The sequence below is a fragment of the Arthrobacter sp. zg-Y820 genome (assembly GCF_030142155.1).
Lineage (GTDB): Bacteria > Actinomycetota > Actinomycetes > Actinomycetales > Micrococcaceae > Arthrobacter_B.
The window spans coordinates 2,743,840-2,764,621 of record NZ_CP126247.1 but is presented as its reverse complement, the minus strand read 5'-3'; the positions used below and the strand labels follow the sequence as shown (position 1 = coordinate 2,764,621).

At 67.4% G+C, this 20,782-nt stretch carries 15 protein-coding genes, 1 tRNA gene and 1 pseudogene; 10 read left to right on the top strand and 7 right to left on the bottom strand.

Translation table 11 applies throughout. The features are described 5' to 3' along the window. Nucleotides 1-10: 10 nt before the first annotated feature. Both QNO08_RS12505 and QNO08_RS12500 read right to left on the bottom strand, forming a co-directional pair. A complete protein-coding gene (locus QNO08_RS12505; protein WP_229965187.1) occupies nucleotides 11-985 on the bottom strand; it encodes an NADPH:quinone oxidoreductase family protein in 975 nt (324 codons plus the stop codon). Continuing rightward, the gene (locus tag QNO08_RS12500; RefSeq protein ID WP_229965188.1) at nucleotides 982-1,581 is read right to left on the bottom strand and encodes a TetR/AcrR family transcriptional regulator; all 600 of its coding nucleotides are present in this window, start codon (nucleotides 1,579-1,581) and stop codon (nucleotides 982-984) included. Before QNO08_RS12500 ends, QNO08_RS12505 begins: the two co-directional genes overlap by 4 nt. A gap of 360 nt (nucleotides 1,582-1,941) precedes the next feature. Here QNO08_RS12500 and QNO08_RS12495 point away from each other — a divergent pair, with 360 nt between their 5' ends. Genes QNO08_RS12495 through QNO08_RS12485 form a run of 3 tightly spaced genes read left to right on the top strand, consistent with a single transcriptional unit; the run spans nucleotide 1,942 to nucleotide 5,116 of the window. Next, on the top strand, nucleotides 1,942-3,096 hold the full coding sequence (locus QNO08_RS12495) for an efflux RND transporter periplasmic adaptor subunit (RefSeq protein ID WP_229965189.1): 1,155 nt from the start codon (nucleotides 1,942-1,944) through the stop codon (nucleotides 3,094-3,096). Continuing rightward, on the top strand, nucleotides 3,093-3,926 hold the full coding sequence (locus QNO08_RS12490) for an ABC transporter ATP-binding protein (RefSeq protein ID WP_331461758.1): 834 nt from the start codon (nucleotides 3,093-3,095) through the stop codon (nucleotides 3,924-3,926). Before QNO08_RS12495 ends, QNO08_RS12490 begins: the two co-directional genes overlap by 4 nt. Then, nucleotides 3,923-5,116 (top strand): ABC transporter permease, encoded by a 1,194-nt coding sequence (locus QNO08_RS12485; RefSeq protein WP_229965190.1) that lies wholly within the window; start codon nucleotides 3,923-3,925, stop codon nucleotides 5,114-5,116. Before QNO08_RS12490 ends, QNO08_RS12485 begins: the two co-directional genes overlap by 4 nt. 4 nt (nucleotides 5,117-5,120) lie before the next feature. Here the strand turns inward: QNO08_RS12485 and QNO08_RS12480 are convergent. From QNO08_RS12480 to QNO08_RS12460, 5 genes and pseudogenes are all read right to left on the bottom strand, one after another. Beyond that, nucleotides 5,121-6,868, bottom strand: a pseudogene (locus QNO08_RS12480) (pyruvate dehydrogenase). A 136-nt stretch (nucleotides 6,869-7,004) separates the two neighbouring features. Then, nucleotides 7,005-7,077: transfer RNA gene (locus QNO08_RS12475), tRNA-Arg, on the bottom strand. A gap of 131 nt (nucleotides 7,078-7,208) precedes the next feature. Further along, a complete protein-coding gene (locus QNO08_RS12470) occupies nucleotides 7,209-8,735 on the bottom strand; it encodes a ferredoxin--NADP reductase (RefSeq protein ID WP_229965191.1) in 1,527 nt (508 codons plus the stop codon). Beyond that, nucleotides 8,732-9,598 (bottom strand): FAD:protein FMN transferase, encoded by an 867-nt coding sequence (locus QNO08_RS12465; protein ID WP_229965192.1) that lies wholly within the window; start codon nucleotides 9,596-9,598, stop codon nucleotides 8,732-8,734. The genes QNO08_RS12470 and QNO08_RS12465 overlap by 4 nt, the downstream gene beginning before the upstream one ends. 12 nt (nucleotides 9,599-9,610) lie before the next feature. Continuing rightward, nucleotides 9,611-10,090 carry an FMN-binding protein gene (locus QNO08_RS12460; protein WP_229965193.1) on the bottom strand — a complete coding sequence of 160 codons (480 nt, stop codon included), beginning with the start codon at nucleotides 10,088-10,090 and terminating at the stop codon, nucleotides 9,611-9,613. A gap of 234 nt (nucleotides 10,091-10,324) precedes the next feature. Between QNO08_RS12460 and argS the strand changes: the two genes are divergently transcribed. The 7 genes from argS (at nucleotide 10,325) to prfA (ending at nucleotide 20,781) form a co-directional block, all read left to right on the top strand. After that, nucleotides 10,325-11,974 carry an arginine--tRNA ligase gene (gene argS, locus QNO08_RS12455; protein ID WP_229965194.1) on the top strand — a complete coding sequence of 550 codons (1,650 nt, stop codon included), beginning with the start codon at nucleotides 10,325-10,327 and terminating at the stop codon, nucleotides 11,972-11,974. A gap of 3 nt (nucleotides 11,975-11,977) precedes the next feature. Then, nucleotides 11,978-13,435, top strand: a complete 1,458-nt coding sequence (gene lysA / locus QNO08_RS12450; RefSeq protein WP_229965195.1) for a diaminopimelate decarboxylase — start codon at nucleotides 11,978-11,980, stop codon at nucleotides 13,433-13,435. 9 nt (nucleotides 13,436-13,444) lie between these two features. Beyond that, on the top strand, nucleotides 13,445-14,743 hold the full coding sequence (locus QNO08_RS12445) for a homoserine dehydrogenase (RefSeq protein WP_229965196.1): 1,299 nt from the start codon (nucleotides 13,445-13,447) through the stop codon (nucleotides 14,741-14,743). A gap of 4 nt (nucleotides 14,744-14,747) precedes the next feature. Then, nucleotides 14,748-15,863 (top strand): threonine synthase, encoded by a 1,116-nt coding sequence (gene thrC / locus QNO08_RS12440; RefSeq protein WP_229965197.1) that lies wholly within the window; start codon nucleotides 14,748-14,750, stop codon nucleotides 15,861-15,863. Between the two features lie 6 nt (nucleotides 15,864-15,869). Beyond that, complete coding sequence (gene thrB, locus QNO08_RS12435; RefSeq protein WP_442860474.1) at nucleotides 15,870-16,847, top strand: homoserine kinase; 978 nt, start codon at nucleotides 15,870-15,872, stop codon at nucleotides 16,845-16,847. A gap of 397 nt (nucleotides 16,848-17,244) precedes the next feature. After that, nucleotides 17,245-19,500, top strand: coding sequence for a transcription termination factor Rho (gene rho, locus QNO08_RS12430; RefSeq protein ID WP_229965199.1), 2,256 nt, complete (start codon nucleotides 17,245-17,247; stop codon nucleotides 19,498-19,500). A 201-nt stretch (nucleotides 19,501-19,701) separates the two neighbouring features. Continuing rightward, complete coding sequence (gene prfA, locus QNO08_RS12425) at nucleotides 19,702-20,781, top strand: peptide chain release factor 1 (RefSeq protein WP_229965200.1); 1,080 nt, start codon at nucleotides 19,702-19,704, stop codon at nucleotides 20,779-20,781. Nucleotide 20,782: the final 1 nt, after the last annotated feature.

Sequence of the window (20,782 nt, the reverse complement as noted above, 5' to 3'; positions counted from 1 at the left end):
GACGGAGCGGCTACCGGGTCAGCACCACCCGCCCGGCGGTGAGGCCGTCGCCGAGGCGCTGCACGGCGTCGGGCGCTGACTCGAACGGAACAATTTCGGTGACCAGCGGACGGATCAGGCCCTTGTCCGCCAGCAGCGTGAGCTGCTCATGCGCTTCGGCGACCAGCTGCGGCGCATTCTTCGCATAGAGCGCCCAGTGCAGGCCCAGCAGGGAGTAGTTTTTGACCAGGGCGTGGTTCATGCGGGCCGACTGCAGGGTGCCTCCGGCAAAACCAACCACGACAATCCGGCCTTCAAAGGCGATGCAGCGGGTGGACCGCTCGAAGGTCTCGCCGCCCACGGGGTCGTAGATTACGTCAGCGCCCCGCCCGCCGGTGGCGCTCTTGACCACCTCCACGAAATCTTCGGTGGTGCGGTTGACCACCAGATCCGCTCCGGCTTCTTGTGCCACCAGGCGCTTGGCCTCGTTGCCGACGACGCCGATCACGGTGGCTCCCGCCGCCTTGCCGAGCTGGACCGCTGCCGTGCCGACTCCGCCTGCTGCAGCATGCACCAGCAGGGTCTCGCCGGGAGCGATCCGTGCCCGGCGGTGGAGGCCGAAGTATCCGGTTTGATAACCAATGCACAGGGCTGCGGCCTCGGCGTCGGAGAGGGAGGCCGGTGCGGGAAACGCCGAGGCTGCCGGGACCTGCACCTCCTCGGCCATGACGCCCAGATGCGAGGCAATGACGCGGTCGCCCAGATGGAAGCCCGTGACGCCGTCGCCGATCCCCGTGACGGTGCCGCACAGCTCAATGCCCGGAACGAAAGGCAGCGGCGGCTTTTCCTGGTATTCCCCGCGGCACAGCAGCACGTCGGGAAAATTCAGTGCCACTGCCAGGGTGGACAGCACCAGGCAGCCCGGTGCCGCGACCGGCGAGGGCTGTTCGGTCAGGCGCAGGGCCTCGCGCGGCTCGGCATTGGTAACTACGTTCCAGGCCTTCATTCGACGGATCCTTCCGGTGGGGCAGGCCGCAGCCCGGCGAGGTACAGGTCGGTCAGCTGTTTTGCGACCTGGTGTTTGGACAGCGCCCCGGAGGGCTGGTACCAGAACGAGAGGTAGTGCGGGTTGGCGAAGAAGTTGGCAACGAGGACTGCGGTGGGAATGTCGTTCCGGAAGGTGCCCTCCTCCCGGCCGCGGGTGATCAGTGAACCGAAAACCTCGCCGTACTGGCGCCGTCGGATTTTCACCGCCTCCATCCGGTCGGGGCTGAGCATGTGCTGGGAGCGGAAGAAGACGGACCCCTCGCGGATCCATTCAATCGAGGTGACGATGACGTCTTCGCAGACCAGGCGGACCGTCTGCTCCACCGGAAGGCCACGGGCGATAATCTCGTCGAGGTTGCGGTGCTGCAGGGTAAGGATCCGGTCGTAAATGTCGAACAGCAGGTCGTCTTTGGAATTGAAGTAGTGGTAGAGCGCGCCCTTGGTGACGCCGGCGGCGTCGACGATCTGCTGCACGCTGGTCTTGGCGTAGCCTTGGCTGGAAAAGAGCTCGACGGAGACGCGGGCCAGTTCTTCCTTGATGTTCATGGTCTTCATGCGCGGTGTTCCGTGTTTCTCGTGGAGTCTCGTACCGGGCGGTGCGCCGCCTGGGACGACGGCGGGAACCGACCGGTTGGTATGTGGGATCATACCGTCAGCGCACCCGTTGTCCGCAAGGGTTTTGCCGAAAGAATTCCCGGGCTTCCGAGGAGATCCCCGCAGAAGTGAGGAGAGCTCCGAAGAAAGAGCCGCCTTCGACCATCGGAATCTTCTGCGCTTTTCCGCCGGCGGGTCCGCTGCCGTGTCCTGTCGCCGCGCTGCCGTGTCATGTAACCGCCGCGGGGAAGCGGGCTGGTAGCGTCCCGTTGCAATCGGTGCTGCTTACTGCCGGGGGAGATTGCTTCGACGGGGGAACCGATGCTTGTGCGCCGCTATGTCTTTCCAGTCCTGTGGCTGGTGGTTTTTGCCGTGATAGCAGCGGCCCTCTTCAAGCTCGCGTTCATCGACGGCCTGAAGGCCGATGCCGCCGGCGGGGGTGAACAGGCGAGCGCCCAACTCAGCACTCCGCTTGTTCCGGCAGCCCTGGGAACGGTGACCAACCTTGTCCAGGTGCAGGGATCAGTGGTGAGCGATCCGGCGGTCACGGTGAAAAGCACCAGCGACGGAACAGTGGACTTCATCTATGTGCAGGCCGGCGATGAAGTCATCGCGGGTGCGCCCCTGTTCCAGGTGAAAACCCTCGTGGAGCCGGAGGTGCCGGCAGCCGGCGAGGATCCCTCCGACGCCGGTTCGTCCGCCGACGAGTCCCCGGGCCGGTCCGCCGACTCTCCGCCGGCGCCGGTGTATTCCTATGCCGATGTGCTCGCCACCGCTGACGGAACCGTTGCGCAGCTGTCGGTGCTGCCCAAGCAGCAGCTCTCGGTTGGCACTGACGTTGCCACTGTGGATCCGGGGACTTTTTCCGTCTCGGGAACACTCACCTCCGATCAGCAGTTCCGCATCCTGGGCCGGGCCAACACCGCCATGGTCACCGTCAACGGAGGGCCGGCTCCCTTCCCGTGCAGCGATGTCACCATGGGCAGGACCCCGGCAGCGGAGCCTGGCATCAGCACTCAGGCACAGCAGGCCGGGCCGGGACAGCCGGCGGAGCTGGAAGCTCCGGCAGCCGGCAGCGTGAGCTGCAGCATTCCGGCGGACGTTCCGGTCTTTTCCGGACTCGGCGCGGCCATTGACATCACCGCCGGGCAGGCTGAAGGGGTGATTACGGTGCCGACGACGGCGGTGCAGGGAGCGGTGCAGACCGGCCTTGTCTGGGTCATGCCCGGCGGCGCTCCGGCGCCGGAAGCGGAAGGCGCAGTCGACGGCGGGGCCGTTGCGGACCCGGGGGCCGAAGGTGCGGCCATGGGCGGCGCGGAGGCCGTGGAACGGGAAGTCACGCTGGGGCTGAACGACGGACAGCTGGTGGAAATCACCTCCGGGCTGGTGGAAGGCGAAATGGTCCTCCAGTTTGTTCCCGGCGCCCCCGCGGAGGGCGATCCGATGAACGGCATGCCCGGGGTGATGGGCGGATGAGTCTGCCGGCCGGGGAACCCCGGCAGACAGAGCAGGCAGAGCACGCCGGGCAGGCAGAGCAGGCACAGCAGGCAGAGCAGGCAGGGCACGCCGGGCAGACAGAGCAGATACAGCAGGAACCTCAGGCACAGCAGGAACCGCTGGTGGTACTGTCGCAGGTCACCCGTGCAGTCGGCCTGCCCGACCATGAAATCCTGCAGATCCTCTCCGGTGTGGACCTCACCGTGTACCCCGGGGACCACCTCTCCATCGTGGGCCGCTCCGGTTCGGGCAAATCAACTCTTCTGAACATTCTGGGCCTGCTGGACGTGCCCACCTCGGGAACCATGACCTTTGACGGTGTTCCCGTGGAACGGATGAACGAGAAGCGCCGCGCGCTCGCCCGGGGAGCCGCCGTCGGCTTCATCTTTCAGCAGTTCAACCTGCTGGCGGAGCGCACGGCCCTGGAAAACGTCATGACCCCTCTGCTGTATGCGCGCGGTCGGCAGTTCTGGCAGCGCGAGCGCCTCGCTGCCCGGATGCTGGAGAGGGTGGGGCTGGGCAACCGCCTGCAGGACCGGCCCCGGAAGCTCTCCGGCGGGGAGCAGCAGCGCGTGGCAATTGCCCGCGCCCTGGTCCGCTCGCCCCGGCTGATCCTGGCGGATGAGCCGACCGGCGCCCTGGACATCGCCACCGGGCAGTCAGTGATGGCCCTGCTGGCCGAGGTGGCCGCGGAATCCGGCGCTGCACTGGTGACCATCACGCATGATCCACACGTTGCGGCCCTGGCGCAGGAGCACTTCCTGCTGCAGGAGGGCCGGCTGGTGCCGGGGCTGGCGGTGGCGGCGTGAGCCTCTCCGGAATCGTGGGCCCCCTGGTGGAGGCGTGGGCCGAGCTGCGCATCCACAAGACAAGGGTGCTGCTGGCGCTGATCGGCGTGGCTCTGTCTGTGGCCGCGCTGACAACAGTGGTGGGCCTGGGCAACATGGTCCGGGAATCGATTGCCCAGGGCAACGAGGCGCAGTCCGGCAGGCCCGCGACCCTGTCCCTGACGATGTACAGCAACGACGGAACCAGCCCCGATCCCGCAGCGGCTGCGGTTGCTTTCCGGGAACTGGCGGAACGCTACTCCATTGAGTATTCATCCACGATTTCCACGGGAGCTGTGCCCTTTCAGCTGCCGAACGGCGTGACGCAGGCGACCACGGTGGTGGTCGAACCGGACTACAGGGTGATGCGGCGGGTGCCGATGGTGGAGGGCGCCTGGTTCACCGCGGCCGACGCCGAACGGCTGGCCCCCGCCGTCGTCGTCAACGAGGCCCTCTACGCAGCAATCGGGCGTCCCGACCTCGCCGTGGACCCGGTGATTCCCATTTCTGCGGGGCAACCGGTCGATGCCGTGATCGTGGGCGTGACGCGGGAACAGTACGCAGGGGAGTATCCCCAGGCGATGATGCTCTCCGACGCGTACGCCAGGCTCGGGCTGCCGATGGGAATCCCCGACTTGGAACTGTGGATTCCAGAGGAACTCAGCGACCCGCTGCGGGCCGCCGTCACCGCCGATCTGCAGGCGCAGTTTCCCGGAATGCAGGTTGACGCGCACCGGTCCGACTATGCCGCCTGGGGAGATCCGTTCGGCGGGCTGCAGTGGGCAGTGGCCGGGATCGCCGCGCTGGTGATGCTGCTCGGCGCCGTGGGGCTGTTGAACATTTCCATGGTCACGGTGAAGTACCGCGTTCGGGAGATCGGTATCCGCCGCAGCTTCGGGGCGACGTCGGGCCGCATCTTCTTCGGCGTGATGCTGGAATCCGTGGTGGCGACCTTCGTGGCCGGAGTACTGGGGGTCATGGCCGCCGTCGCCGTGGTCAAGCTGCCGGTGATCCAGCGCGCCGTGGCCTCCGGGATCAGCGAGCTGCCGCCGTTTCCGCTGGAGGCGGCACTGATTGGCCTGGGGGCCGCCACCGCTGTGGGGGCGCTGGCCGGACTGATTCCGGCGCTGGTGGCGGTGCGGGTGAAGGTCATCGACGCCATCCGCTACTGACCGGTCAGGAGCGGGGCAGGTTCCGCAGATTGCTTCGCGCCATGCTGACGGCCTCCCCGGCACCCCGGTTCAGGACGACCCTGGACAGGGCAGTGGCAAAGCCGAGGACCTGCTCGGTGGTGATTTTGGGTGGAATGGACAGGGCATTCGGATCAGTGATCAGCTCCACCAGCGACGGCCCGGGATTGGCAAATGCGTCCCGGTAGGCCTGCGTGATGTCGCCGGGGTCGGTGACCCGCACCGCGTGAAAGCCCATGGCCGCGGCAATGTCCGCGTAGTGCACGTCCCTGACGTCCACGGCGAAGTCGGGCAGCCCGTCCACAAGCATTTCCAGCTTGACCATGCCAAGGGTTGAATTATTGAACACCACCACGTTCAACGGCAGGTCGTACATGCGCGCCGTCAGCAGTTCGCCCAGCAGCATGCCCAGGCCGCCGTCGCCGCTGACCGAGATGACCTGCCGGCCGGGGTAGGCGAGCTGGGCGCCCACAGCGTGGGGAAGGGCGTTGGCCATGGACCCGTGCAGATAGGAGCCGATGAGCCGCCGGGTGCCCAGCGGGTTGATGTACCGGGCAGTCCAGACGTTGCACATCCCGGTGTCCGCCGTGAAAACCGCATCCTCTGCGGCTGCCTGGTCCAGGAGGGAAGCGGCATATTCGGGATGGATGGGCCGCATCCGCTCGACGTTGTGCGTGTAGGCCCCAACCGCCTTGTTCATCAGCCGGTCGTGCTTGGCCAGCATGTCCCTCAGGAAAGAGTCGTCCTGTTTCTGTTCCACCAGCGGCAGAAGTGCCTGCAGCGTGGCGGACACATCGCCGTGAACCGCGATGTCGACGTCGGTGCGGCGGCCCAGCCGCTCCGCGGCCCGGTCAACCTGGGCGGTCTTGGTGCCGGGCAGGAACTGGTTATAGGGGAAATCCGTGCCCAGGAGAATCAAGAGTTCCGCATCCTTGATCCCCTCCGCCGCGGCGCCGTAACCCAGGAGCCCGGTCATCCCGACGTCGTACGGATTCTCATATTGGATGAAGTCCTTTCCCCGCAGGGAATGCCCCACCGGGGCATGGACCTTCGCGGCGAATCCGGTCACGGCGTCGTGCGCTCCCTGGACTCCAATCCCCACGAACAGGGCCACCTTCCGGGCCTTGTTCACCGCATCCGCCAGTTCCCGCACGCTCTCCGGCGCCGGCACCACCGTGGCAGGGACAAAGTGCGCCGGCGCAGGGGTCGGCGCGGAGGCATCCTGCCCGGCAACATCGCCGGGGAGGGTGATCACTGAAACTCCGCTTTTTGCGAGGGCGTGCTGGATGGCGCTCTGCATCACCCGCGGTGCCTGGTCGGTGGAGCTGATCAACTCGGAATAGACCGAACACTCGTTGAAGATTCGGTCCGGATGTGTTTCCTGGAAGAATCCGCTGCCGATCTGCACCGTCGGTATGTGCGAGGCGATGGCCAGCACGGGAGCCCCGGAGCGGTTCGCGTCATACAGTCCGTTGATGAGGTGCAGGTTGCCGGGACCGCAGGACCCGGCGCAGACTGCCAGCCGGCCGGTCAGCTGGGCCTCGGCGGAGGCGGCGAAGCTCGCCGTTTCCTCGTGCCGGACATGAATCCAGTCGATGCCGCCCTTTTTGGCTCCTCCCGTCCGGCGCACGGCATCCACGATCGGATGAGGCTGTCCCCGACAATCCCGTAGATGCGTTCGACGCCCGCGGCGCGCAGCTGGTCGATGAGTTGGGTCGCAAGCGTTTTAGCCATGAGAACTCCCGGTGTGCCGACGGTGGCTCTCATGCTAGGCCCGCTGAGCCGGATGCGGCAGGCCCGGCAGTGCCCTGCCCGATTCGGGCAAAAGAAAACACCCCGGTCCGAAGACCGGGGTGCTCCCCATTCAAAGTGCCCTCGATAGGATTCGAACCTACGGCCTGTTGCTCCGGAGGCAACCGCTCTATCCCCTGAGCTACGAGGGCAAGGACGCCGGTAAACCGGCAGGTCCTGTGGGACTCAAGAAGCTTAGCAGGTCCGGCGCGCCGTGTGAAAACGTCCCCGAATCCGGCAGCGGAACCGGCCGCCCGGGGCGCGCTTTCCCCGGGCAAAAACGTCAGTAGCCCAGGAAAGCATCCGTCCGCACGGAACGGCCGCCGGCAGCCCGGACCGCGGCACGCGCCGCCGCCACGGCAGCCGGTGACCCGGACACGTACGCGGCACGCTGCGCCACATCCGGAACAGCCGAAGCAAGGGCCTGTCCATCCGGCAGGCCGGGGCCAAGATGCGTCCATCCGCTGATCTGCGGATCGGTCGGCGTGCAGACCAGGACGCGGATGCCCAAGCCGTGCAGCTCAGGGGCATACGCCAGCTCGTCCACCGAGGATGCGGCGTACACCAGGACGACGTCGCGGGTTACGGAACCGTCGGCAGCGAGGGAACGCAGCTGGCTCATGAACGGAGTGATGCCGATGCCGGAAGCGATCAGCAGCAGCGGCGCCGCAGGATCGCGGGGGAGCAGGAAGTCTCCGGCCACTGACGTGGCGGACACCACGGCGCCCGGCTTCAGCTTCAGCAGCGCGGTCTTGAACGAACTGGCAGGTTCGGTGGCACGCAGGCCCACGGCCACGCTGGCGGAGTCTTCCGGCGCCGTGGCGAGGCTGAAGATCCGCCGGGTTCCGCGGGCATCGGCGCTGCCGTGCGGGAGGCTCAGCTCGACATACTGGCCCGGCTGGAACCGCAGCGGACGCACCGGTTCAAACACCAGCTCCCGCGCGGTGGGCGTCAGGGCCCGGTTCTCACGCAGCCGCAGCCGGATCCCGGCACGCGGCGCCAGCGCAAAGGCCAGCAGGTTGCCAACCAGCAGGGCCAGCTCAGGGGACATGAAAACCGGTCCAACGTTGAGCGGGACGGCGAACAGGACGCCGACGACGGCGGCTTCCAGCAGCCGCTGCGGGCGCCGCGGCGGCAGGGTCAGCGGTTCGGACAGCATGAACCCGGCGAAGAACAGCACCGGATAGGAGGCCAGAAGCGTGCCGAAGGCTCCCGTCAGCGGTTCCCCGGCGGCGCTGAGCCGCACAACGATGATGAGCCCCGAGACGAGCAGGAACACGCCGGCCATGGGCAGCAGCCGGTTCCGGTACAGGACCAGGGCCGCCGCGGGGAGCACCGCCACCAGCATCAGCGGCGCCGCCACCCACCAGACGGCGCTGCCCAGCCCGGTCAGCGCCAGGACCGCTGCACCCAGGGCTGCCGGGTTGAAGATATGGCGGCCGCGCCAGGCCAGCAGGTACTTCGAGGCGGTGGCGATGCCGGCCGCCAGTGCCACGGTCAGCAGCCCGGCTCCGTCCGTCGTGGGCCACAGCAGGAAAAAGAGCAGCAGCCCGGTGATCAGCGAGGAGTCGGTCTGCGGCCGGGTGCGGAACAGCAGGCCCATCACCCGGCTGGCGACCAGCGAGGCAACGACGGCGGTGACGGCGGTGGCCGCCAGCTCCGCCGGCGTAAAGAACAGCTGCCCGGCGAAGGAGAGCACAAATGACCAGGCCGTGATCGCCAGCAGCAGGAACACGGTGAGGCGGTACATCGTCCAGCGGCCGGTGAAGGCGTCCAGCCGGCGGGTTGGAGCGGGCAGGGAAAGGCTCATGAAAACAGGACTCCAGCCATGGCATCTGAATAGGTGGCCCGCCCGTCCGAGAACATCCGCACATAGTCAAAGGCGAATTCCTCGGCGAGCAGGTCCGGGTCGGTGAAAAACAGGGCGGTGGCCAGGCCGTCGGCGGTCATGGCGTCCTCGGCCAGCACCCAGGTGGCTGCCACTGCCTCGACGGGCCGGCCGGTTCCGGCGTCCACAATGTGGTGCAGTCCTTCGCCCCAGGCGCGGCGGTTCGCGGCGGACGCGCAGAGGGCGCGGTTCCGCAGCGGTACGACACCGATGGCCCGGGTGGCGTCATAGGGATGTTCCAGGGCCACCCGCAGCCCGCGTTCGCCGGCGTGCCGCAGGTCCGAACCGGCGTCGACAGTGAGATTCCGATGCCCGGCGGCACGCAGCAGGCCAAAGACCAGGTCAACGAGCTGGCCCTTGCCGGCCGCACCGATGTCGAAGGTGACCGGCGCCGTGGTGCTCAGCTGCGTCCCGTCTTCCGCCTGCCGCCAATGGGCGGTCAGGGTCCAGTCGGGCGCAGCGGAGGGGCCGGAGCTGGAGAACGAGTAGGCGGCGTCATACCCGAGCTTTTCCAGCGAGTGCCCCACCAGGGGATTCACCGCGCCGCCGGTGAATCGGTGCAGGGTGTCGAAAAGCCGCAGCAGCGGGACAGCGGAGGGCGGAAGCTGCACCGTCCCGGCCTCCTGCGCCAGCGGAGCGATCACTGAATCGCGGCGAAACCGGGAATAGGTCCGGTCGTATCCGGCCACCAGGTCCGCAACGTCATCGCGCTGCTGCCCGCTCAGCGGCTCATCAGTGGTGATGGTCCAGGCGGTGCCGATGGCGTCGAAGGTCAGGTCCGGCATGGGGGCAGGGGATCAGTTCGCGGCTTCGGTGCGGATGGACTCCAGGGCCTTGTTGAAGCCGCTGCTGGTCAGCGAGGAGCCGGCAATCTTGTCGACGTCGAGTTCGTCGAGGTTCTTGCCCACCACCTCTTCCTGGACCCCGGAGGTGAACTCCCGCTGGTACTGCTTGGAAGTGGGGTGGTTGCCCGAGGCGGTGACCTCCAGGGCCGTCACCACGCCGCCTTCGAGCGTCAGGGTGACGTCCACTTCCTCGGTAGTGTTCGACGGCGGCGTGTAGGTTCCCTGTGCCGAGTACTCGCCGTCGGCGTAGCTGCCGGCCGGTTCCCCCGACTGAGGTGCGGCACTCTGCGGTGCCGCCGACTGCGGTGCGGCCGAGGCAGCGGTGGAGGGCTCGGCGGCCGGAGCCTCGTCCGATGCCTGTCCCGAACAGGCGGTGGAGACCAGGGTCAGGGAAGCGGCGGTGAACAGCAGGGTCTTGCGTGTGGGGTTCAATGTGTCTCCTGGAGATGGGGCAGCAGGCGGGCACCGGGCCGGCGCTCGCAAGTTTCGGTCCCGTGTCCGTATCCATTACAACGTATCCGGATGAACCATGCCTATCGGGTGACCCATGCCTGGAAACGTGCTGTTGGGTTGGCCACGGGGGAAGTCATGGGGGAAGCCACGGGGAAGTCTCCGGCGACGTAACGGTTCGCGGAACAGCACCTGCCCGGCGGCTATGCTTAACCGGTGACTCCTGAAGAACTTTCCTCCGCCGTAACTGCCTGCCTCCAAGACGCCATCGATGCCGGTGACTTCAGCATCGACGTGCCCCGGGAGGTGCGTGTGGAGCGTCCGAAGAACCGGGACCACGGTGACTGGGCCACCAACATCGCCCTGCAGCTGTCCAAGCAGGCCGGGATGAACCCGCGCCAGTTTGCTGAAATCCTCAAGAACCGCCTCGAGAAGATCGACGGCGTCGCCAAAGTGGACATCGCCGGACCGGGCTTCCTGAACATCACCCTCGCCGCCGGTGCCGCCGGTGAACTGGTGAAGACCATTGTGGCCGCCGGCGACTCGTACGGCACCTCGGAGGTCCTGAAGGGCACCCGGATCAACCTGGAGTTCGTCTCCGCCAACCCCACCGGACCGATCCACCTCGGCGGAACCCGCTGGGCCGCCGTCGGCGACGCCCTGGCCCGGGTCTTCCAGTCGCAGGGCGCCGAGGTCACCCGCGAGTACTACTTCAATGACCACGGCGCGCAGATCGACCGCTTCGCCCGCTCCCTGCTGGCCTCCGCCAAGGGCGAACCGGCCCCGGAGGACGGCTACGCCGGTGCCTACATCGAAGACATCGCCAACCGGGTGCTCGCCGCGGAACCGAACATCATGAGCCTGCCCGAGGCCGAGGCCCAGGAGCGTTTCCGCGCCGTGGGGGTGGACTTCATGTTCACCGACATCAAGGAATCGCTGCACAACTTCGGCGTGGACTTCGACGTCTTCTTCCACGAGGACTCGCTGCACGAAAACGGCCAGGTGGACAAGCTCCTGGAGCAGCTCAAGGGCTCGAAGAACCTGTACGAGAAGGACGGCGCCTGGTGGCTGAACTCCACCGAGTTCGGCGACGACAAGGACCGCGTGGTCATCAAGTCCGACGGCAAGGCGGCGTACATCGCCGGTGACATCGCGTACATCCAGAACAAGCGCGACCGCGGCTTCGACCTCAACTTCTACATGCTCGGCGCCGACCACCACGGCTACGTCGTCCGGCTCAAGGCCGCGGCCGCAGCACTGGGCCACGACCCGGCCTGCGTTGAGGTGCTGATCGGCCAGATGGTGAACCTGGTCAAGGACGGCAAGCCGGTGCGCATGTCCAAGCGAGCCGGCACCGTGGTGACCCTCGAGGACCTGGTCGACGCCGTGGGCGTGGACGCCGCCCGCTACACGCTGGCCCGCTTCTCCGCCGACTCCAACATCGACGTCGACCTGGACCTGCTGACCAAGCGCAGCAACGAGAACCCGGTGTTCTACGTCCAGTACGCCCACGCCCGCACCTACGCCCTGGCCCGCAACGCCGAGGCGGCCGGCGTCGACGATTCTGCATTCGACGCTTCCCTGCTCACGCACCCGACCGAAGGCGAACTGCTGGCAGCGCTGGGACAGTATCCCGGCGTCGTCGCGCAGGCCAGCGCCTTCCGCGAACCGCACCGCGTGGCCCGCCACCTGGAAGTCATCGCCGGAACCTACCACCGCTGGTACGACGCCTGCCGCATCGCCCCGCAGGGCGACGAGGAGATCACCGACGTCAACCGCACCCGCCTGTGGCTGAACCTCGCCGCCCGCCAGGTCCTGGCCAACGGCCTGGGCCTGCTGGGAGTCTCAGCACCGGAACGGATGTAAACCGTGACTGTTTCCCCGCTCGCCCCCGAGTGGCTCAGCCATCCGGCGGACGCCAATGCCCTGCGCCCCCTGATGTGGGCCCGCGACGTGAGCCGCAACGGCTCCGGCGAACTCGAAGTTGCCGGCGTGGCGGTGTCCGCGCTGGCGAAGGAGTTCGGCACGCCGCTGTTCGTGGTGTCGGAGGCCGACTTCCGGGCCCGCGCCCGGGACTTCAAGGACTCCTTTGACGCCGCGTTCGCCGACCTGTGCGGGGGAGTGGACGTGTATTACGCCGGCAAGGCCTTCCTCTGCACCGAGGTGGCCCGCTGGGTGGCCTCCGAAGGCCTGCGCCTGGACACCTGCTCCGGCGGGGAACTGGCAGTGGCCCGCCGCGCCGGAATCCCCGGCGCCGACCTGGGCCTGCACGGCAACAACAAGTCGGACGCCGAACTCACCCGGGCCCTGGACATGGGCCTGGGCCGGATCGTCGTGGACAGCATGGCGGAACTGGTGCGCCTGGGCGCACTGGCGTCCTCCCGCGGCGAGCAGGCCAACGTCATGCTGCGCCTGACGCCCGGCGTCCATGCCCACACGCATGAGTTCATCGCCACCGCGCACGAGGACCAGAAGTTCGGACTCTCCATGGCACCGGACCCCGAGGCCGGCGGAATCTCGCCCGCCGCCGCGGCCGTTGCCGCGGCGCTGGACCACGAGGGCATCCGCCTGCTGGGCCTGCACTGCCACATCGGATCCCAGATCTTCGAGCCCGAAGGCTTCGAGCTGGCCGCACGGCGGCTGCTCGGGTTCCTGGCCCAGGTGAAGGCCGAGCACGGCGTCGAGCTGCCCGAGCTGGACCTCGGCGGCGGCTACGGCATCGCCTACACCGAGGCCGACACCCCGCGCCCGCCGGCCGAAATTGCCCGCGCGATGGCCGCCGTCGTCGGCTCCACCTGCGAGGAGCTGGGACTGGCCGTTCCCCGGATCTCCATTGAACCCGGCCGCGCCATCGTTGGGCCCACCACCTTTACCCTGTACCGCGCCGGCACCGTCAAGACGGTGCGGGTGGACACCGACGGCGGCACCTCGCCGCGCCGGTACGTGTCGGTGGACGGCGGGATGAGCGACAACGCGCGCCCGGTGCTGTACGACGCCGACTACTCGGCAGTGCTCGCCTCGCGCAGCTCCGAAGATGACGCGGTTATGTCACGCGTGGTTGGCAAACACTGCGAGAGCGGGGACATAGTGGTTCGGGACGTCTACCTGCCGGCCGATACGGCTGACGGTGACCTGTTGGCCGTTCCCGGAACCGGTGCGTACTGTTGGGCGCTGGCCAGCAACTACAACTACATCGCCCGGCCGCCCGTCGTCGCCGTCCGGGACGGCGCCGCCCGGCTGATCATCCGCGGTGAAACGGAAGACGACCTGTTGGCCCGCGACGTTTTCGCGTCCAGCGCGCGACCGACCGAAACGCAAAAGGAGTAGGCCCACATCATGAACACCCTGAAAGTTGCCCTGTTGGGATGCGGAAACGTTGGCTCACAGGTGGCCCGGATCCTCATCAACGACGCCGAAGACCTGGCCTCGCGCACCGGAGCCCGGCTGGAGCTGACCGGCATCGCCGTCCGCAATCCGAACGCGCCCCGCGACGTTGACCTGCCGAAGGACCTCTTCACCACCGATGCCGAGGCCCTGGTGGAAAACGCCGACATCGTCATTGAGCTGATGGGCGGCATGGAGCCCGCCCGCACGCTGATGCTCCACGCCATCGGCCACGGTGCGTCAGTGGTCACCGGCAACAAGGCGCTGCTGGCTGCCGACGGCGCCGCACTGTTCCAGAAAGCCGACGCCGCGGGCGTCCGGCTGGCCTACGAGGCAGCCGTCGCCGGTGCGATCCCCATCCTGCGCCCGATCCGCGACAGCCTTTCCGGCGACCGGATCACCCGCGTGCTGGGAATCGTCAACGGCACCACCAACTACATCCTCGACGCGATGGACTCCACCGGCGCGCAGTTCGCCGACGCCCTCGCCGAAGCCCAGCGCCTGGGCTATGCGGAAGCCGATCCCACCGCGGACGTGGAGGGCCACGACGCCGCCGCCAAGGGCGCGATCCTCGCCTCGCTGGCGTTCCACACCACCTTTGACCTGGCGAACGTGTCATGCGAGGGCATTTCCTCGGTCACCGCCGAGGACATCGCCGCCGCGCAGGATGCCGGCTTCGTCATCAAGCTGCTCGCCATCGCCGAAAAGCTGGAGAACGACGGCGAACCCGGCGTCAGCGTGCGGGTGCACCCCACGCTGCTGCCGCGCACCCATCCGCTGGCCGCTGTCCACGGCGCGTTCAACGCCGTGTTCGTGGAAGCCGAAAACGCCGGAGAGCTGATGTTCTACGGCCAGGGCGCCGGCGGCGCCCCGACCGCCTCGGCCGTGATGGGCGACGTCGTCAGCACCGCCCGCCGCCTCGTGCTGGGCGGACCGCTGGGCGCTGAAACCCCCACCGGCCATGTTCAGGCCCTGCCGATGCCGATGGTTACCACCAGCTACAGCATCGGCCTGCAGGTCACCGACCAGCCGGGCGTGCTGGCAGCCGTGGCCCGGGTGTTCGCCGATCACGGCGTCTCCATCGAAACGATGCGCCAGACCATCCACGGCGACGGCACCGGAGCAGCGGCAGAACTGCGCTTCGTGACGCACCGTGCCTCCGAAGCTGCCCTGGCAGCCACCGTCGAGGCCATCAAGGGCCTGGACGTCATCATTTCCGTCACATCCGTCCTGCGGGTAGAAGGGGTCTAACACAGTGGCTCAGCAATGGCGCGGCGTTATCCGCGAGTACGCCGATCGTCTTCCCGTAACCGACAGCACCGAGATCATCACGCTGGGCGAGGGCGGCACGCCCCTGGTCCGGGCGAAGGCGCTGTCCGAGCTCACCGGCAATGAGGTCTACCTCAAGGTCGAAGGCATGAACCCCACCGGCTCCTTCAAGGACCGCGGCATGACGATGGCCATCACGGCCGCCGTCGAGTCCGGTGCCAAGGCCGTGGTCTGCGCGTCCACCGGCAACACCTCCGCCTCGGCCGCGGCGTATGCCACGCAGGCCGGCATCACCTGCGCCGTCCTGGTGCCGGACGGCAAGATCTCCATGGGCAAGCTCAGCCAGGCCATCGCCCACGGCGCCGAGCTGCTGCAGGTCAACGGCAACTTCGACAACTGCCTGGACGTGGCCCGCAAGCTCGCCGAGGCCTACCCGGTGTTCCTGGTCAACTCGGTCAACCCGGCACGCATCGAAGGCCAGAAGACCGCAGCCTTTGAGGTGGTTGACGCCCTGGGCGACGCCCCAGACCTGCACCTGCTGCCCGTCGGCAACGCCGGCAACATCACCGCGTACTGGAAGGGCTACACCGAGTACGCCGCGCCGTACACCAACCTCGCCGGAACCGAGCTGCCACCGGTCGCCACGAAAACCCCCGCCATGTGGGGCTTCCAGGCCGAGGGGGCCTCGCCCCTGGTGCAGGGCCACCCCGTCACGGACCCGGACACCATTGCCACTGCCATCCGCATCGGCAACCCGGCCTCCTGGGACCAGGCCATCGCCGCCCGGGACGAGTCCGGCGGGCTGATCGAAGCCGTCACCGACACTGAAATCCTCGAGGCGCACCGCTGGCTGTCCTCCCGCGAGGGCGTCTTCGTGGAGCCGGCCTCCGCCGCGGGAGTGGCGGGGCTGCTCAAGAAGCATGCCGCCGGCGAGGTTCCCACCGGCAAGAAGATTGTCATCACCGTCACCGGCCACGGCCTGAAGGACCCCCAGTGGGCGCTGCGCACTGCCGACGGTTCCGATGTGGAGCCCACCAAGGTGGAATTCGACGTCGTATCCGTGGCTGCCGCGCTGGGCCTGGAAGCACAGGCCGCGGGCTAGAGCGAGATGCATGTGAGCGATTCCGCGGCACCTTCCCGCACCGCCGTGGCCGAAGGCCAGGACGTCACGGTCCGGGTGCCGGCCACCAGCGCCAACCTGGGACCGGGCTTTGACAGCCTGGGACTGGCCGTTGGCCTGTTCGACACCGTGCGGGTGCGCACCGTCGGCGAGCCCGGCACCGCCGTCAGCATCACCGGCGAAGGTGCCGGCACGCTGCCCACCGACGGCACCCACCTGGTGGTCCGGACCATCCGGCTCACGGTGGAAGCCGCCGGATACTCGCTGCCGGGGCTGCGTCTCGACGCGGACAACGTCATTCCGCACGGCCGCGGCCTGGGCTCCTCCGCCTCGGCCATCGTGTCCGGCGTCCTGGCGGGCAATGCCCTGCTGCCGCCGGAGCACCGGCTGGACGCCGCCGGGCTGCTGGATTTGTGCTCCCGGCTGGAGGGTCATCCGGACAACGTGGCTCCGGCGCTGGCCGGCGGACTGGCGATCTCCTGGGAGGAGGCCGGAACGTTCCGGTCGGTGACGGCCCCGGTGCATCCGGACATCATTCCGGTTGCTGCCGTTCCGGCCAACGAACTGTCCACGGAAAGTGCCCGCGGACTGCTTCCGGCGGCCGTGCCGCATCCCGCGGCAGCGGCCAATTCGGGCCGGGCGGCACTGCTGGTCCATGCCCTGGCCGCCGATCCGGCGCTGCTGCCGGAGGGCACGCGGGATTTCCTGCACCAGGATTATCGGGCCGAGGCCATGGCGCCCAGCGCCGCTTTGATGGCCCATCTGAGGGCCAACGGGCTCGCTGCGGTCATCTCCGGCGCCGGGCCCACCGTCATGGCCCTGGCCAACGGAACGGATCAGGCACGCCGCGCGGAAGAGCTGATTACCGAGTACCTGACGGCCGCCGGAACTACGCAATTTTGGCGTGTTTTGCGGCTCAGTGTGGACCGAGATGGTGCTAGAGTGGAAGAGCACCAGCGGTACTAACCGTCTTGTGTTCCCGCATCCAGCTTGTGCTCCTGCATCCAGGCCGTCCGTTTCTGGACCGCCGGCGAAGAATTGTTGAAAACTCTTTGTTGAGGGCATTGTGTCCAAACACCGTGTCGGAAACTGTTATTCAGTTGCGGAAGTGCAATTCTCGGTGCAGCCTTCCGGGTACTGCCAAGAAACGGTCAGTCCCCATGAATGCCGCATAGTTCGGCAGCGAAGCTGACCAAACTCCTGTGGATTTCTTTCCAAGAGGCACCCAGTAGATTCGCCGATTCCCGGCTCTTACCGGCAACCGGCGAACCCTGACCCCCATGTCTGACCATAGGGGGACCAGGGCCAAATCATCCGCGGCCGGCACTGCGCCGGACCGCCCGACGAGGGGGAAGGATCCTTCGTGACAGACACCACTGACCTGACAACAGGTGTGGACTCAGCTACCGCCGGAATCAACGGCGAAGCGACTTCAAAAAGCTCCGGTCTTGCGGGCCTCAAGCTCGCACAGCTCCAGGCGCTTGCCGGCCAGCTTGGCATTACCGGCGGGTCCCGCATGCGCAAGGGAGATCTCGTAACAGCCATCTCCAACCATCAGCGGGGCGGCGCAGTTGCCGACCGCCCGGTGCGCGGCGCCAACACTGACGCCGCACAGGCCGACGGCGCCAAGGCCGGTTCCGACCGCTCAGCCCCGGCAGCTGCCGAGGCGCCCGCCGCCGAGCAGTCGGCTCCGGAGCGTCCGGCCCGGACCCGCAACCGCAACCGCCGCGCTGCCAGTGACGGAGTCGTCACTGCGCCCGCAGCGGAAGCGCCGGCTCCGGCCGCGGAGGCACCGGCCGCCCAGGCCGAAACCGCCCGCGAGGAGACCCCCCGCGAGGACAACCAGCGGGAGCGCGGCAACCGCCGTTCACGCAGCCGCCGCGCCGACAGCGAGGCATCGGACAACGGCCGGTCCGAGAACACACGGTCTGAGACCGCACGGTCTGAGAACGGCCGGGACAACAACAAGGCCGAGCAGCCGAGCACCGAGTCCGCGCCGTCAAACGCGTCGGAGAACGGTAACGGAGCAGCTGCCAACGGTTCAGAGGACCGCAGCCGCGAGAACGGCCGGGACAAGCGCGAGAACTCCCGCGGCGACCGGGACAACACCCGGGCCGAGCGTGAGAACAACCGCGAAAACACCCGCGAGAACCGCGAGAACACCCGCGAAAACCGGGACAACACCCGCGGCGACCGGGACAACAACCGCGAGAACACCCGCGGTGACCGCGAGAACGCCCGCGACAGCCGCGACGACAGCGAAGAAAACGGCCGGGGCCGCAACCGCCGCAACCGCAACCGCAGCGACCGCAATGACCGCGGCGACCGGAACGACCGCAGTGAGCGGAACGACCGGAACGACCGCAACGACCGCAGCGACCGGAATGACCGTTTCCGCGACCGCAACGAGCGCCGCCGCAACCGGAACCAGAACCCGGACGTTGACGACGTTGAGGTCACCGAAGACGACGTCCTGCTGCCCGTGGCCGGCATCCTGGACGTCCTCGAGAACTACGCGTTTGTGCGGACCTCCGGCTACCTGCCGGGCCCGAACGACGTCTACGTTTCCCTGGCCCAGGTCAAGAAGTACAACCTGCGCAAGGGCGACGCCGTTGTCGGTGCCATCCGTGCTCCCCGCGAAGGCGAGAACCAGGGCGGCAACCAGCGCCAGAAGTTCAACGCGCTGGTCCGCCTGACCACTGTCAACGGCAAACCGGCCGAGGACAACAAGGACCGCGTGGAGTTCTCCAAGCTGGTTCCGCTGTACCCCTCCGAGCGCCTGCGCCTGGAGACCTCCGCCAAGGTGATCGGCCCGCGCGTCATCGACCTGGTGGCCCCGATCGGCAAGGGCCAGCGCGGCCTGATCGTCTCGCCGCCCAAGGCTGGCAAGACGCTCATCCTGCAGGCAATCGCCAACGCCATCACGATCAACAATCCTGAGGTCCACCTCATGATGGTCCTCGTGGACGAGCGCCCCGAAGAAGTCACGGACATGCAGCGCACGGTCAAGGGCGAGGTCATTGCCTCCACCTTCGACCGTCCCGCCGATGACCACACCACGGTGGCTGAACTTGCCATCGAGCGTGCCAAGCGCCTCGTGGAAATGGGCAACGACGTCGTCGTTCTCCTGGACTCCATGACCCGCCTGGGCCGTGCCTACAACCTGGCCGCTCCGGCGTCGGGCCGCATCCTGTCCGGTGGTGTGGATTCGTCCGCACTGTACCCGCCCAAGCGTTTCTTCGGTGCTGCCCGCAACATCGAAAACGGCGGATCGCTGACCATCCTGGCCACGGCCCTGGTGGAGACCGGATCCAAGATGGACGAGGTCATCTTCGAGGAATTCAAGGGCACCGGCAACATGGAACTGCGCCTGTCCCGCAACCTTGCGGACAAGCGCATCTTCCCGGCCGTGGACGTCAACGCGTCCGGTACCCGCCGCGAAGAGAACCTGCTGTCCCCTGATGAGGTCAAGATCATGTGGAAGCTGCGCCGTGTGCTGTCGGGCCTGGACACCCAGTCTGCGCTGGAACTGCTGACCGGCAAGATTCGGGAAACGCAGTCCAACGTCGAATTCCTGATGCAGATCCAGAAGACCACCCTGGGCACCAAGGACGACTAGCTGCCTTACCGAGCCGCTCATGCTCCGCTATCCGCATCCGCGGAGACCGGAGCCTGGGCGGCTTGGCAGTTAACCCGCAGGTGCACTTCCAGTCACGGATAAACTGCTGATGGGCAGTCTAAGAATTCCGCAGTGGTGAAAGATTTCAGGATCCGGCCCGAGTTCGGGCCAGGGTCCACAGTCGAAAGAGGAACGTAAAACATGTTTGAGTCCATACAGGGTCTGTTGGATGAGCACGAAGAGCTGCAGCTGCGGCTTTCCGATCCGGCGGTGCACGCGGACCAGGGCCTCGCCCGGCGGCTCGGACGGCGCTACGCCGAACTCAGCCGCATCGTGGACGCCTACAACAAGTGGCACGCCCTCGAAGACGATCTCGCAGCGGCTTCCGAAATGGCAGCTGACGATCCCGAATTCGCCGCCGAGGTTCCGGTCCTTCAGGAGCAGCTCGACGAGGCCCAGGAGAAGCTGCGCCGGCTGCTGATTCCCCGCGACCCCAACGACGGCCGCGACGTCATCATTGAGGTCAAGGGCGGTGAAGGCGGCGACGAAGCTGCCTTGTTCGCCGGTGACCTGCTGCGCATGTACACCCGCTACGCCGAGACCCGGGGCTGGAAGACTGAAATCATCACCTCCACGGAGTCGGACCTGGGCGGTTACAAGGACGTCTCCATGGCCATCAAGGGTTCCTCCAACGACCCGGCCGAAGGCGTCTATGCCCGCCTGAAGTACGAGGGCGGCGTCCACCGGGTGCAGCGTGTTCCGGTCACGGAATCCCAGGGCCGGATCCACACCTCGGCCGCCGGCGTGCTGGTGCTTCCCGAAGTGGACGAGCCTGAAGAAGTCGAGATCAGCCAGAACGACCTGAAGATTGACGTTTACCGGTCCTCGGGCCCGGGCGGCCAGTCGGTCAACACCACCGACTCCGCCGTGCGCATCACCCACCTTCCCACCGGAATTGTGGTGGCCATGCAGAATGAGAAGTCACAGCTGCAGAACCGCGAAGCCGGCATGCGCGTGCTCCGCTCCCGCATCCTGGCCCACCGGCAGGCTGAGATCGACGCCGCGAACTCGGACATCCGCAAGTCCCAGATCCGCACCATGGACCGTTCCGAGCGCATCCGCACCTACAACTACCCGGAAAACCGGATTGTGGACCACCGCACCGGCTACAAGGCCTACAACCTGGACACCGTGATGAACGGCGACCTCGAAGCAGTGGTGCAGGCCGCGATCGAAATGGATGAGCAGGCGCGCCTCGACGCCATCGGTGACGAGAACTAAC

What these genes read in the sequence shown, in the direction of transcription:
- QNO08_RS12505 (WP_229965187.1), bottom strand. Translation starts at nt 985, where the DNA reads ATGAAGGCCTGGAACGTAGTTACCAATGCCGAGCCGCGCGAGGCCCTG.
- thrB (WP_442860474.1), top strand. Translation starts at nt 15,870, where the DNA reads ATGCATGTGAGCGATTCCGCGGCACCTTCCCGCACCGCCGTGGCCGAA.
- QNO08_RS12490 (WP_331461758.1), top strand. Translation starts at nt 3,093, where the DNA reads ATGAGTCTGCCGGCCGGGGAACCCCGGCAGACAGAGCAGGCAGAGCAC.
- QNO08_RS12470 (WP_229965191.1), bottom strand. Translation starts at nt 8,735, where the DNA reads ATGAGCCTTTCCCTGCCCGCTCCAACCCGCCGGCTGGACGCCTTCACC.
- QNO08_RS12445 (WP_229965196.1), top strand. Translation starts at nt 13,445, where the DNA reads ATGAACACCCTGAAAGTTGCCCTGTTGGGATGCGGAAACGTTGGCTCA.
- QNO08_RS12500 (WP_229965188.1), bottom strand. Translation starts at nt 1,581, where the DNA reads ATGAAGACCATGAACATCAAGGAAGAACTGGCCCGCGTCTCCGTCGAG.
- QNO08_RS12495 (WP_229965189.1), top strand. Translation starts at nt 1,942, where the DNA reads ATGCTTGTGCGCCGCTATGTCTTTCCAGTCCTGTGGCTGGTGGTTTTT.
- prfA (WP_229965200.1), top strand. Translation starts at nt 19,702, where the DNA reads ATGTTTGAGTCCATACAGGGTCTGTTGGATGAGCACGAAGAGCTGCAG.
- QNO08_RS12465 (WP_229965192.1), bottom strand. Translation starts at nt 9,598, where the DNA reads ATGCCGGACCTGACCTTCGACGCCATCGGCACCGCCTGGACCATCACC.